Source organism: Herbaspirillum sp. WTB6, assembly GCF_057457785.1.
The window spans coordinates 3,468,780-3,483,439 of record NZ_CP176522.1; the positions used below are offsets into that span (position 1 = coordinate 3,468,780).

The window sequence follows — 14,660 nt, forward strand, 5'->3', positions numbered from 1 at the left end:
GTCAAGTGAAACCTCAAGAACGCTGAGAGTATCCACAACGGAGTTTGATGATGACCATTGAGATGAGCCAATTTTTCCAGGTGTTTTTCGACGAGGCTGAAGAGTTGCTCGCGGAAATGGAAAAATTGCTGCTGGCGATAGACGTAACTGCCCCGGACAGTGAATCACTGCACGCCATATTCCGTACGGCGCACTCAATCAAGGGTGGAGCAGCCACTTTCGGGCTTGGTGATCTGACTGAAGTCACGCACGTCCTTGAATCCTTGCTCGACAAGATACGTAACGGCGAGATGGCGCTGACTACCGAGCATGTAGATGCGTTTCTGCATGCCAAGGATGTTCTCAAAATGCAGTTGGATGGGCATCGCCACGGCTCTGCCGTGGATTCGGATGCGGTGACCAATGTGCGCATGATGTTGCAGTCGTTATCGCAGAATGTCGAAACCGCGCCGCTCCCCGATTTATCTGTAATGGCTGCGAAATCCTTGTCGCGGCCGGCCGAATTGGCGCCGCCGTCGGAGCAGCATTTTCGGATTGAATTGCCGGCGATTGCGGAGCGCGACGTCGAGGCGTTGGCGGTGGAATTGGGATTGTTGGGAATGATCACAAGGTCCGTGCTGGCTGATGGTAGATCGGTGTTTTTCCTTGCCACGTCGGAAGACGTCAGCAATATCGTCGCGATTTGCTCTTTTATTATGGAACCGGCCGATCTGAAAATTACGCTTGAGTCGGGCACGCCCCCGACGCCGCAAGCAGTCGCGCTTACCACCAGGGAGCAAGAAGAGAAACAAGGGTACGGATTTTTTGAACCGTTTGCACTTTTCGATAGCTCCAATGGGAAGCCGGTTGCGGATGGCGTTGAAGAGAATATCCAGCCAGTTGCCGAGATTGGGCGGGTGCTGGTACGAGAACCGGAGTCTGCCGGAAAAAACATCCCTGATTTACATCAGGAAAACGAAAGCGTAACCAGAACTGCGGTTGAAAAAACGACAGTAAACCACGAGTCATCTTCAATTCGGGTCGGGATCGAAAAGGTGGATCAGTTGATCAATCTGGTCGGCGAATTGGTCATCACGCAGGCCATGATTGAGCAGCGTACCGGTTCGCTGGATCCGATGGCGCATGAACGTCTGCTTGATAGCGTAAGCCAGTTGACGCGCAACACCCGCGATCTGCAACAAGCGGTAATGTCGATTCGCATGATGCCAATGGATTATGTATTTTCGCGATTTCCACGCATGGTGCGAGATCTAGCGACAAAATTAGGGAAAAAGGTTGAATTCGTCACCCATGGTGCAGCTACCGAATTGGATAAGGGACTGATCGAACGTATTGTCGATCCCCTTACGCACCTAGTTCGAAACAGTATTGACCATGGCATTGAACAGCCGGCGGAACGAGCCAGAGCCGGCAAAAATGAACTTGGTCGGCTGTCGCTTTCAGCGGCACATCAGGGGGGCAATATTGTGATCGATGTGACCGACGATGGCGGCGGCCTAGATCGTAAAAAGATTATCCGTAAAGCGCGGCAGGTGGGCATGTCGATCACTGACGATGCGCCGGATGGCGAGGTTTGGCAATTAATCCTTGCCCCCGGGTTTTCAACTGCCGAGCAGGTTACCGATGTGTCCGGGCGCGGGGTCGGTATGGATGTCGTCAAACGCAATATCACTGCCATGGGTGGCGCCGTTGATATACGTTCCAGCAAGGGGTTTGGGACCACCATTTCCATTTCACTGCCGCTGACACTGGCAATCCTGGACGGTATGTCGATTAAGGTAGGAAATGAGATTTATATTCTTCCACTCGGTTATGTGGTCGAATCACTGCAACCGGCTCCCGCGGATATCAAGGAAATCAGTGGGCAGGGGCGAGTGGTGAAGGTGCGCGGCAACTATTTGCCGCTCATTCCGCTATATCAAATGTTCGGGATTGATCCTCATTTCACCGATCCATCAAAGGGAATCGTGGTCATCCTCGAATCCGAGGGCCGACAGGCTGCATTGTTTGTGGATGACCTGGTTGGGCAGCAACAAGTCGTTGTCAAGAACCTTGAATCAAATTATCGCAAGGTTGCCGGCATTTCGGGGGCCACGATTCTTGGTGACGGGGGAGTAGCACTGATTATTGATGTGGCTGCGCTTTTACGCTCGAGCCGACAACTCAAAGATGAATCCATTTTTTCTTGAAAAGGAAGAGCCATGTTACATAGCGAGCAGTCAAATATGACAGAGTCGCAGGGAAAAGCAGATCGGACAGGGGATGAATTCCTTGCTTTCACGCTGGGCAAGGAAGAGTACGGCATCGATATTCTGAAGGTGCAGGAAATTCGCGGTTACGAAGCCGTCACGCGTATCGCGAACGCACCGGACTTTATCAAAGGTGTTGTGAATTTGCGCGGCATCATTGTCCCGATCGTTGATATGCGGATCAAGTTCAACCTCGGTGAGCCGATTTACGATCAATTTACGGTAGTGATCATTTTGAATATCAACGGACGTATCGTCGGTATGGTGGTTGACAGCGTGTCTGACGTGATTACATTGTCAGCCGAGCAGATCAAGCCGGCGCCTGAAATGGGCACCGCTTTCAACACCGATTATTTGATCGGATTGGGAACCCTGGATGAGCGCATGCTGATTTTGGTCGACATCAACAAGTTGATGTCGAGCGCCGAGATGGGACTGATCGATAAGATTGCAGCCTGATATCGGCTAGCTCATCAAACAAACCCGTTTGGTATTTGGTGATCCGGCTATCGACCCAGGGGGGCAAAAAGGTGTTGAAAAATCTAAGTATTCGGTCGCGGCTTGTTTTTGTGCTTGGCGTTCTATCCGTAATGCTGATTTGCGGCGGTGTCATCGGCATCTCCAGTTTGAGCTATACCAATGGATCGTTGGAAGCACTTTATGCGCATCGGCTGGTGCCGACCGGGCAATTGAACCAGATCATTGTAGCGATCAACAAGAATCAGTTGGCGATTGCACAATCCCTCAACGATGATCCGGCGGCCATCAGCAAACGGATGGATCAGGTCGACCTGGGAATGTCCGAAACCAATAAGACTTGGGCAGCATATCGGTCTGGCAATTTTGCGGAAGAGGAAAGAAAAATTGCCGATAAGGCTTACGGTAGCTATCAAAAGCTTGTGGCCGAGGGTTTGCAGCCGGCGATCGATGCTTTACGCGCCCCAAACACCCAGTTAGCGATGGAGATCATGCAAGGGCCCATGCGTCAGAATTTCGTGGATGTAGAGCAGGGGATTGCGCAACTGATCAAGATCCAATTGGACGTGGCAAAAGCTGATTTTACAAATTCGCAGGAGCTATACATCTGGGTTCGGAATTCGTGCGTGACCGCAATCGCGCTTGGAGTCCTGTTCGCGATAGGGATTGGCATCTGGCTGACGCGCGCCATTTCCATGCCGCTAAACAAAGCCGTGCTAATTGCCCGCAGTGTTGCCGCCGGCGATCTAACACAGAAAATCGAGGTGAGATCCGGGGATGAAACCGGACAGCTTTTACAGGCGCTAAAGCACATGACCGACAGCCTGATTCAAACGGTGGGGCAGGTTCGGCGCAGCACCGAAACGATTGGGGTGGCGTCGGCCGAGATTGCGAGCGGGAACGCGGACCTGTCATCGCGCACGGAGTCGCAGGCGAGTTCGCTGGAAGAGACGGCCTCGTCGATGGAAGAGCTGACGTCGACGGTGAAGCAGAACGCGGAGAATGCGCGGCAAGCGAATCAACTGGTGGTCTCGGCATCCGACTTTGCGGTCAAGGGTGGGCAAGTGGTGGGGCAAGTGGTGGACACCATGGGTTCGATCAAGGAAAGCTCGAAAAAGATCGTAGACATCATCGGCGTGATCGACGGCATCGCGTTCCAGACCAACATTCTGGCGCTCAACGCGGCGGTGGAAGCGGCGCGGGCCGGGGAACAGGGGCGCGGATTTGCGGTGGTGGCGGCGGAAGTGCGCAACTTGGCGCAACGCTCGGCGGGAGCGGCCAAGGAAATCAAGGGGCTGATCGGGGACTCGGTAGAAAAGGTGGACGTAGGCAGCAAGCTGGTGGACGAAGCGGGCAAGACGATGGGGGAGATTGTGACCTCGGTCAAGCACGTGGCGGACATCATGAACGAAATCACGGCTGCCAGCCAGGAGCAAAGCAGCGGGATCGAAGAAGTGAACCGGGCGATCGGGCAAATGGACGAAATGACGCAGCAGAATGCGGCGTTGGTGGAGCAGGCGGCGGCGGCGGCGGAAAGCATGCAGGAACAGGCGGTGCAACTGGCTCAGGCAGTCAGCGTCTTCAAGCTGGAAGGAGAGGGCACGGCTGGGAAGGTGATGGTGGTAGCCAGGCCTGCGGCCAAGGCGCAGCCACCGGTAGCGGACGCGCGCGGCGCGAAGGGGATTGCGGCGGTGGCTGGCCCCAAGACCGGACGCCCGGCGGTAGTTCGTTCGGCTCCAGCGGTAACTGCGGGCAATGAGGACTGGGAAGAATTCTGATGTATTACCGCTTAAGAGGAGTGTTCGATAGCCGTATCAATATTGCATGGGTCAATTGGCGGGTGCCGATCAGGGTATAAGGGCACATCATATATTTCTGGAATGCGCTAACCGAATCTTACCTGGCAGAGCAGAATTCGATTGCAGCAAACAGTTGCGATCCAGCGCGTCACTACAACAATGGCAGACGTCGAAAAATTAGAATTGAATCGGGAGGAAACATGATGGACCTGCGCAATCTACGCATTGGCGCTCGCTTGGGAGTGGGCTTTGGTTTGATCTTGATGATATTGGTTGCGGTACTGATGATCGGCAATGTCTCAAGCGCGCGGAGCGGAGCCAGTCTGATTGACAGGTTGCAGGCAGCCAACGCCAAAAGCGAATTGGCGGTGACCATGAAAAGCGCATTGCTGCAGCAAGGGATCGCCATGCGCAACATCGGCTTGCAGCATGATGTTGCTTCAATGCGCAAGGAGGAAGCCAAAGTCAAGGAAGAAAGCAAACGGTTTTCCGCGGCGCGCGATCAATTGGTAGCACTCGGAATGAGTTCGGCGGAAAAGAAGATGCTGGAAGAAATCGCTCGGCTGGATAAGGAATTGGAGGCTCCGCTCAATGAAGCGATCGAACAACTGCAAACATTTAATGGGGAACAGGAGGCCGCCAAGACTATTGTTGAACGTATCGGCCCGTTGAATCAAAGAGCGGTTGTAGAAATTGACAAGCTGGTGGCGGCGCAGCAGGCGGTTGAGCGGGAAACGCTGGCGGGGAGCATCAGTGCTCAAAGAAATCTGACATACCTGTTTATCCTGATGGGGGCGGTTGCCCTGGCATTGGGTGGAGTGCTGGCATTTCTGCTGACGCGCAGCATCACGGCGCCTTTGCGGGATGCGGTGGAAGTGGCCAGGAAAGTGGCGGCGGGTGAATTGACATCGCGTGTGAACGCGGTTGGTAAAGACGAAATTGGCGATTTGCTGCGGGCATTGAAGGGGATGAACGAAAGTTTGCTGAAAATCGTCGGCAAGGTCAGGGTCGGGACCGACGCCATTACCAGCGCTTCCGAAGAAATTGCGAGCGGGAACGCGGACCTGTCATCGCGCACGGAGTCGCAGGCGAGTTCGCTGGAAGAGACGGCCTCGTCGATGGAAGAGCTGACGTCGACGGTGAAGCAGAACGCGGAGAATGCGCGGCAAGCGAATCAACTGGTGGTCTCGGCATCCGACTTTGCGGTCAAGGGTGGGCAAGTGGTGGGGCAAGTGGTGGACACCATGGGTTCGATCAAGGAAAGCTCGAAAAAGATCGTAGACATCATCGGCGTGATCGACGGCATTGCGTTCCAGACCAACATTCTGGCGCTCAACGCGGCGGTGGAAGCGGCGCGGGCCGGGGAACAGGGGCGCGGATTTGCGGTGGTGGCGGCGGAAGTGCGCAACTTGGCGCAACGCTCGGCGGGAGCGGCCAAGGAAATCAAGGGGCTGATCGGGGACTCGGTAGAAAAGGTGGACGTAGGCAGCAAGCTGGTGGACGAAGCGGGCAAGACGATGGGGGAGATTGTGACCTCGGTCAAGCACGTGGCGGACATCATGAACGAAATCACGGCTGCCAGCCAGGAGCAAAGCAGCGGGATCGAAGAAGTGAACCGGGCGATTGGGCAAATGGACGAAATGACGCAGCAGAATGCGGCGTTGGTGGAGCAGGCGGCGGCGGCGGCGGAAAGCATGCAGGAACAGGCGGTGCAACTGGCGCAGGCAGTCAGCGTCTTCAAGCTGGCCGAGGGCGAATGGGGGAGGAAATCGACGCGGCCGGCGAGCGAGGCCAGGTTGCCGGTGTCGGCCGCGAGAGCGGGCAAGCGTCTCACGCTTACGGAAGAAATTCCACGCAAAAAAATGACGGCGGCCGCCGGCGGTAACGATGAGGACTGGGCGGAATTTTAAGAGGTGATTGTCAACTGAAAATTTTCAGGATGGGCTGATTTTTTTAGTCCGCCCCTATGGTATCCAGGAACAATCACATCGCTTCGTAAATTTTATACGCAGCGAAAATTATCGTCGGCGCAGGGGTTCTATGAAAATCGCTAACTTGAAAATCGGCTTGAGACTTGCAATCGCCTTCGGTGCAGTGCTGATCCTGACGGCATTGATGATCGCCGTGAGTATTTGGCGCTTGCAAGAAGTAGGTCAATCGACCGACTACATGGTCAAGCAAATGCTGGTCAAGGAACGATTGTCGGTTGACTGGCTGCGCTCGGTGAGCCTCAATGGCGTGCGCACTGCTGCGGTTACCAAGAGTGCCGGTTACGGAGCGCAGAGATTTTTCGAAGACCAAATCGAAGAGGAGGGCAAGAGAGTCCGCGACTTGCAGAAAAAATTGGAATCTGCTTTGGTTACGGTGGAGGAAAAGAAATTGTTTGCCGATATTTTGGCAAAACATGCCATCTATCTGGATGCCAACAACGCAGTCATTAAGGGTAAGTCATTCGATAGCGAAGAAGAAATTAAGAAACTGATCGACACCAAGATGACCCCCGCAATGAACGCATATGTTTTGAGCATCGAGAAAATGTCTGACTATCAACGTCGGAATATCGATGCGGTTGCTGCGAATACCGACGATACTTTCCGGTCCGGACGCGTGATCCTGATTGCGCTCGGCCTGTTTGCTCTTGTGATCGGTGGCTTGTGTTCGTGGTTGCTGACCCGCAGTATTGTTCGCCCGCTCGGTGAGGCAGTTGGAGTGGCGCAACGGGTGGCTTCCGGTAATCTGCAGGCCTGCGCCGCATCCACTAGAAAGGACGAGATCGGTCAGTTGCTGCAGGCGCTAAAGCACATGACCGACAGCCTGATTCAAACGGTTGGGCAGGTTCGGCGCAGCACCGAAACGATCGGGGTGGCGTCGGCCGAGATTGCGAGCGGGAACGCGGACCTGTCATCGCGCACGGAGTCGCAAGCGAGTTCGCTGGAAGAGACGGCCTCGTCGATGGAAGAGCTGACGTCAACGGTGAAGCAGAACGCGGAGAATGCGCGGCAAGCGAATCAACTGGTGGTCTCGGCATCCGACTTTGCGGTCAAGGGTGGGCAAGTGGTGGGGCAAGTGGTGGACACCATGGGTTCGATCAAGGAAAGCTCGAAAAAGATCGTAGACATCATCGGCGTGATCGACGGCATTGCGTTCCAGACCAACATTCTGGCGCTCAACGCGGCGGTGGAAGCGGCGCGGGCCGGGGAACAGGGGCGCGGATTTGCGGTGGTGGCGGCGGAAGTGCGCAACTTGGCGCAACGCTCGGCGGGAGCGGCCAAGGAAATCAAGGGGCTGATCGGGGACTCGGTAGAAAAGGTGGACGTAGGCAGCAAGCTGGTGGACGAAGCGGGCAAGACGATGGGGGAGATTGTGACCTCGGTCAAGCACGTGGCGGACATCATGAACGAAATCACGGCTGCCAGCCAGGAGCAAAGCAGCGGGATCGAAGAAGTGAACCGGGCGATTGGGCAAATGGACGAAATGACGCAGCAGAATGCGGCGTTGGTGGAGCAGGCGGCGGCGGCGGCGGAAAGCATGCAGGAACAGGCGGTGCAACTGGCGCAGGCAGTCAGCGTCTTCAAGCTGGAAGGAGAGGGCACGGCTGGGAAGGTGATGGTGGTAGCCAGGCCTGCGGCCAAGACGCAGCCACCGGTAGCGGACGCGCGCGGCGCGAAGGGGATTGCGGCGGTGGCTGGCCCCAAGACCGGACGCCCGGCGGTAGTTCGTTCGGCTCCAGCGGTAACTGCGGGCAATGAGGACTGGGAAGAGTTTTAGCGTTCTAGCTGCTGAATCGGTTGAACGAATGCGGTGCAAATACATGATTGGAAGCCTCCAGCAACGAATCATTGCTTGTACCAAGATACTTGCGACCAGGTCTGAGTTGGCCAGCAAGAGCACCAACGGCAAGAATGGATAGAGGAGGAATTCGATACGCCAACGAGTGATTTGATGGATTCATAATCCGGTTGCGAACAATGTACACCGTTGTAAGCAGCTTCCACTATGGTCGTCGTTACACAGATTGCCAGAGCTGGGACAATAAAAACTGAATCAGGAGGAAACAGGATGAACCTGCGCAACCTACGTATTGGCGCTCGCCTGGGAGTGGGCTTTGGCTTGATCTTGATGATATTGGTTGCGGTACTGATGATCGGCAATGTTTCAAGCGCGCGGAGCGGGGCCAGTCTGATTGACAGGTTGCAGGCGGCCAACGCCAAAAGCGAATTGGCAGTGACCATGAAAAGCGCATTGCTGCAGGGAGGGATCGCCATGCGCAACATCGGCTTGCAATCCGATGTTGCGGCGATGCAAAGAGAAGAAGCCAAAGTCAAGGAAGAAAGCAAACGCTACATCGATGCGCGTATGCGGCTGGTGGCAGCCGGATTGAGCCAGGGCGAACAAAAAGCTCTGGACGAAATTGCAAGACTGGATAAGGAACTCGAGGCGCCATTCAAGGAAGCGATTCAACAAGTGTTGGCGTTCAACGGCGAGGAAGCCGGAAAAATTATCGCCGGCCGCATCGATCCATTGAATCAAAGAGCGGTTGTAGAAATTGACAAGCTGGTGGCGGCGCAGCAGGCGGTTGAGCGGGAAACGCTGGCGGGGAGCATCAGTGCTCAAAGAAATCTGACATACCTGTTTATCCTGATGGGGGCGGTTGCCCTGGCATTGGGTGGAGTGCTGGCATTTCTGCTGACGCGCAGCATCACGGCGCCTTTGCAGGATGCGGTAGAGGTGGCCCGGAAAGTGGCGGCGGGTGAATTGACATCGCGTGTGAACGCGGTTGGTAAGGATGAAATTGGCGATTTGCTGCGGGCATTGAAGGGGATGAACGAAAGTTTGCTGCAAATCGTCGGCAAGGTCAGGGTCGGGACCGACGCCATTACCAGCGCTTCCGAAGAAATTGCGAGCGGGAACGCGGACCTGTCATCGCGCACGGAGTCGCAAGCGAGTTCGCTGGAAGAGACGGCCTCGTCGATGGAAGAGCTGACGTCAACGGTGAAGCAGAACGCGGAGAATGCGCGGCAAGCGAATCAACTGGTGGTCTCGGCATCCGACTTTGCGGTCAAGGGTGGGCAAGTGGTGGGGCAAGTGGTGGACACCATGGGTTCGATCAAGGAAAGCTCGAAAAAGATCGTAGACATCATCGGCGTGATCGACGGCATTGCGTTCCAGACCAACATTCTGGCGCTCAACGCGGCGGTGGAAGCGGCGCGGGCCGGGGAACAGGGGCGCGGATTTGCGGTGGTGGCGGCGGAAGTGCGCAACTTGGCGCAACGCTCGGCGGGAGCGGCCAAGGAAATCAAGGGGCTGATCGGGGACTCGGTAGAAAAGGTGGACGTAGGCAGCAAGCTGGTGGACGAAGCGGGCAAGACGATGGGGGAGATTGTGACCTCGGTCAAGCACGTGGCGGACATCATGAACGAAATCACGGCTGCCAGCCAGGAGCAAAGCAGCGGGATCGAAGAAGTGAACCGGGCGATTGGGCAAATGGACGAAATGACGCAGCAGAATGCGGCGTTGGTGGAGCAGGCGGCGGCGGCGGCGGAAAGCATGCAGGAACAGGCGGTGCAACTGGCGCAGGCAGTCAGCGTCTTCAAGCTGGAAGGAGAGGGCTCGGCTGGGAAGGCCACGGTGGCCGCGCCCGTGGGCAATGATTGGGACGAATTCTAATGTAAGAGCGAGATGTGCATCTGGCAAGATTCAAGTTCATCTTGCCGATAGTCGATAACGTGATAGATAAACTGATCAATCACCTGATTTTGTTGGTGTCAAAAACCTACCGTTTGGAATGCGATGAACCCTATGCGTAAACTCTTGCCTCTGCTAAAGCTGCTGGCGGCGGGTGTATTCGCCAGTATTCTTATCGCCCTCCTGATCGACTGGCTGGCGGGTGCTGTAATCGGCTCGCTGGCGGTGGCGGTGATCGCATCAATTGGCGGCGTGCTGGCCGCCGTACTGATTGGCGAGCGAGGTGGTGCTGGCGGCACACGTTTTGGGTACAAGGTTGCTCAGGAAATCGACCACATCATGATCGGCGCAGCAGAAACATCATTTTTCGTCGATTCGGTCAAAAACAAGATTGAGTACGATCTCCGGACGCTCAACGAAATCGTGAGCAGAGCCGAGCAGAATGCCAGTACCACGGTGCAGATTGCGGCGAATGCCGAGCGTGCGGCCAACATGGCGCACGAGGTGCGTGACGAAAGCGCCGCCGGGCGATCCCAGGTGGATCAAAGCGTGAATCAAATCAACAACGCCCGCCAGGATGCCCAAGCCGCATCGCAGGTAATGGCGCAACTGCAAGACAAGGCGCGACGTATTCACGGGATTACCGAAGTGATTAACGAGATTGCCGCCCGCACCAATTTGCTGGCGCTGAACGCCGCGATTGAGGCTGCACGCGCAGGTGAGCATGGGCGCGGCTTTGCCGTGGTGGCTGGTGAAGTCCGGCAATTGGCACAGCGCACCAAAAACGCTACCGACGATATCGGCCACATGGTGCGCGAAATCAATGAAGAGGCTGAGCGAGCGGCGGGTGGAATGGCCTCCCTAACCGGCAAGGTGATGGAGGCCGCGCAAAATGCCGGACGTGTGCATGATTTCCTTGGCAATATCGAACGTGCTGCGTCAGTATCAGAAGATGAAGTTCAGCAGATTGCCCACGCTTCGCGCGAGCACGTCGAAACGACGCGCCAGATCGCCAACGGCGTCCTGAAAATCCGCGACAGTATGTTGCTGACCGATGCCGAACTGCCACCGGCCGCAGCTTCGGCGATGGCTCTGTCGGAGCGGGCTGAGGCCGTGTATGGTGCCATTGCGGAATTCAATATCCAGACCACGCATGATACGATTCGCGCTTCCGCAGAAGCGGCGGCCAAAGAAGTCGGTAAAATTTTTGCCGACGCGATTCAGGGCGGACAGATCAGCGAGGATGCGTTGTTCGATCGGTCTTATACACCGATTCCAAAAACCAATCCGCAGAAACACTCGACCCGGTTTGACAGATTTACCGATCGTGTGTTACCGCAGTTGCAAGAGGGGCTGCTGGAAGCGATGCCGCAGTTGGCCTATGCCGGGGCAGTGGATAACAACGGCTATTTCCCGACCCACAACAGGAAATTCTCGCAGCCGCTGACCGGCAATTATGAATTCGATTTGGTCAACAATCGGACCAAGCGGATTTTCAATGACCGAACCGGTGCCCGTTGTGGCGCCAATACCGGGTCGTTTTTGTTGCAAACGTATAAACGCGATACGGGTGAAGTCATGCATGATTTATCAGTGCCAATTTATGTGAATGGTAAGCACTGGGGAGCCTTCCGCGTTGGCTATCGCTCCAGCGCGCTAACCACAGACGCTGTTAGCGCCCCAACGGCACCAGCGCGCTTGATCGAGGTGTCGCCACAGCGCCTGATGCAGAAGAGCGGATGACACCGATCGTGGCGCGATGTGCTTGCGCAATTGACAGGAAAGAGCAGCAGATTGAAACCAGCGCCGCTGAATAAACTCGACGCAGTCAAGGAATTCGAATTCACTGCTCGCGATTTTGAAAGAGCAAGAAGCCTGATCCATCGGCACGCCGGTATCGCACTGGCAGCCAGCAAACAGGAGATGGTGTACAGCCGCCTTGCGCGCCGCCTGCGCGCGACTGGAATCAATACATTCTCGGATTATCTCGACTGGCTGGAGCGTGGCGGCGACGATGGTGAGCAGGAGGCGTTCGTGAATGCGCTGACCACCAACCTCACCTCTTTTTTTCGTGAGTCGCACCATTTTCCGATTCTTGCCGAGCATGTTGGCCAGCTACGCGAACCGGTTGCCATCTGGTGCTGCGCCAGTTCGACTGGTGAAGAGCCATATTCCATCGCCATGACTTTGTGCGAGACGTATGCAACGCTGACGCCACCGGTGCATATCCTGGCTACGGATATCGATACCAACGTGCTGGGGATAGCAGCACGCGGCGTCTATCCGATCGAACGGCTCGACAAGCTTTCCGCAGAGCGGAAAAAGCGGTTTTTTCTGAAAGGGACTGGAGCACAGAGTGGCTTGGCCAGGATACGTCCGGAACTGGGGAAATTAATTACGTTTCAGCCACTTAACTTGTTGGCTAGCAATTGGCCGATTTCCACTTCGTTTGATGCAATATTTTGTCGAAATGTCATGATTTATTTCGACAAGATGACCCAGGCAAAGATTTTGTCCCGTTTTGCACCGCTAATGAAGGCACACGGATTGCTATTTGCTGGACATTCGGAAAATTTCTCATACATATCGGACGCGTTCAGGTTACGTGCCAAGACCGTATACGAGCTCGCGCTACACAATGACAAAAAGGCGAGTGGCAAGAAACCCGAATTGGACTTGCAGTCATGAGCCAGGGAATTGAAGAGCAATTTGCTAATAATGTGTATTACGACCGCACATTCGATCGGGATGCGGCCAAGATACTTCCCGGCGAATACTATTTCACCTGCAAGGACATGCTGATTGTGACCGTGCTGGGGTCATGCGTTGCGGCCTGCATTCGGGACAGGATCACCGGAATCGGCGGCATGAATCATTTCATGTTGCCTGCCAGCGGTGATCTCGACAGCCCGGTGTCGGCCTCGATGCGTTATGGCACCTATGCCATGGAAGTTTTGATCAACGAGCTGTTGAAGGCCGGAGCCAGGCGCGAAAACCTGGAAGCCAAGGTATTCGGCGGCGGCAATGTACTGGCCGGATTTACTTCGATGAACGTCGGCCAACGCAATGCGCAATTCGTGCGCGAGTATCTGCAGGCGGAAAACATTCGGATGGTGGCTGAGGATTTGAATGACATTCATCCGCGCAAAGTTTATTTTTTCCCGCGCTCGGGGAAAGTTCTGGTAAAAAAACTGAAACAGCTGAACAACAACACGCTGGCCAATCGCGAACAGGATTACGCGAACCGGCTGGAGAATAATCGCGTCAGCGGTGCAATCGAGCTGTTTTGATTGCAACCGTTTGCGTGGAGTGATTCGGAAGACGAGTTTATGAAAATTAAGGTGCTCATTGTTGACGACTCAGCGTTGATTCGCAGCGTCATGAAAGAGATCATCGGCAGCCAGCCCGATATGGAAGTGGTTGGCGTCGCACCCGATCCGCTGGTGGCGCGCGATTTGATCAAGCAGACCAATCCGGATGTCCTGACGCTGGACGTCGAGATGCCAAAGATGGATGGCCTCGACTTTCTGGAAAAGCTGATGCGGTTGCGACCGATGCCAGTCGTGATGGTATCGTCGCTGACCGAGCGCGGGTCCGAAATCACCTTGCGCGCGCTGGAACTTGGCGCTATCGATTTCGTGACCAAACCGAAGCTGTCGATTCAAAGCGGCATGCGCGACTATACGGAGTTGATTGCCGACAAGATCCGCATCGCGTCGAAGGCGCATATCCGTGCGCGCACCATGGCCACTGCCGGCGCCAGCCAGGCAGCGGGCGAACTGCCCTTGATTCGCAACCCCCTGACCAGTAGCGAAAAACTGATCGTCATTGGCGCTTCCACCGGCGGCACCGAGGCGATCAAGAATTTTCTGGTGCAAATGCCGTCGGACAGCCCTGGCATCCTGATAACCCAGCATATGCCGGAAGGGTTTACGCGATCGTTCGCGCGGCGCCTCGACAGCCTGTGCAAGATCGCGGTCAGTGAAGCGGCCGGCGAGGAGCGCATTCTGCCCGGCCACGCCTACATTGCGCCTGGAAATGCTCACTTGCTGCTGGTACGCAGTGGCGCCAATTACATGACTCGGCTCGACGCCGGCGCACCAGTAAACCGGCACCGGCCTTCGGTCGATGTCCTGTTCGACTCGGTTGCAGGTTGCGCCGGCAAGAATGCGGTCGGCGTCATCCTGACCGGGATGGGCAAGGACGGCGCGCAGGGCATGCTGAAAATGAAACAGGCTGGCGCCCAAAATTTCGCCCAGGACGAAGCGAGCTGCGTCGTGTTCGGCATGCCGCGCGAAGCAATCGCCATCGGCGCCGTTCATCACACCGGCGCACTGAACGAGCTTCCCGGCATGGTGTTGAACTATCTTGCCACGCATAGCAGCCGGGCGCTGCGGGTTTAGATTAATATAGGCACCGCAATCCTATTCCCCGTTTGTTCGGCGCCGGA

The 14,660-nt window shown here is 55.7% G+C and carries 10 protein-coding genes; all 10 read left to right on the forward strand.

The genetic code is table 11. From position 1 onward, the window contains the following. The first annotated feature begins 50 nt into the window (after nt 1-50). The 10 genes from cheA (at nt 51) to ACK2VC_RS16290 (ending at nt 14,613) form a co-directional block, all read left to right on the forward strand. Nucleotides 51-2,189 (forward strand): chemotaxis protein CheA, encoded by a 2,139-nt coding sequence (gene cheA / locus ACK2VC_RS16245; RefSeq protein ID WP_486733265.1) that lies wholly within the window; start codon nt 51-53, stop codon nt 2,187-2,189. A 36-nt stretch (nt 2,190-2,225) separates the two neighbouring features. After that, complete coding sequence (locus ACK2VC_RS16250) at nt 2,226-2,708, forward strand: chemotaxis protein CheW (protein ID WP_486731416.1); 483 nt, start codon at nt 2,226-2,228, stop codon at nt 2,706-2,708. A gap of 71 nt (nt 2,709-2,779) precedes the next feature. Further along, nucleotides 2,780-4,504: a methyl-accepting chemotaxis protein gene (locus ACK2VC_RS16255; protein ID WP_486731417.1), complete on the forward strand. Its 1,725-nt coding sequence runs from the start codon at nt 2,780-2,782 to the stop codon at nt 4,502-4,504. A gap of 224 nt (nt 4,505-4,728) precedes the next feature. Beyond that, complete coding sequence (locus ACK2VC_RS16260; RefSeq protein WP_486733266.1) at nt 4,729-6,435, forward strand: methyl-accepting chemotaxis protein; 1,707 nt, start codon at nt 4,729-4,731, stop codon at nt 6,433-6,435. 130 nt (nt 6,436-6,565) lie between these two features. Next, complete coding sequence (locus tag ACK2VC_RS16265) at nt 6,566-8,293, forward strand: methyl-accepting chemotaxis protein (RefSeq protein WP_486731418.1); 1,728 nt, start codon at nt 6,566-6,568, stop codon at nt 8,291-8,293. Nucleotides 8,294-8,584: 291 nt separating this feature from the next. Then, nucleotides 8,585-10,192, forward strand: coding sequence for a methyl-accepting chemotaxis protein (locus tag ACK2VC_RS16270; RefSeq protein WP_486731419.1), 1,608 nt, complete (start codon nt 8,585-8,587; stop codon nt 10,190-10,192). A gap of 132 nt (nt 10,193-10,324) precedes the next feature. Then, nucleotides 10,325-11,953: a methyl-accepting chemotaxis protein gene (locus ACK2VC_RS16275; protein ID WP_486731420.1), complete on the forward strand. Its 1,629-nt coding sequence runs from the start codon at nt 10,325-10,327 to the stop codon at nt 11,951-11,953. Between the two features lie 51 nt (nt 11,954-12,004). Beyond that, entirely contained in the window at nt 12,005-12,898 is an 894-nt protein-coding gene (locus ACK2VC_RS16280) for a CheR family methyltransferase (RefSeq protein WP_486731421.1), read from the forward strand. Next, entirely contained in the window at nt 12,895-13,500 is a 606-nt protein-coding gene (cheD, locus tag ACK2VC_RS16285) for a chemoreceptor glutamine deamidase CheD (RefSeq protein ID WP_486731422.1), read from the forward strand. Before ACK2VC_RS16280 ends, cheD begins: the two co-directional genes overlap by 4 nt. Nucleotides 13,501-13,539: 39 nt before the next feature. Continuing rightward, on the forward strand, nt 13,540-14,613 hold the full coding sequence (locus ACK2VC_RS16290) for a protein-glutamate methylesterase/protein-glutamine glutaminase (protein WP_486731423.1): 1,074 nt from the start codon (nt 13,540-13,542) through the stop codon (nt 14,611-14,613). Nucleotides 14,614-14,660: the final 47 nt, after the last annotated feature.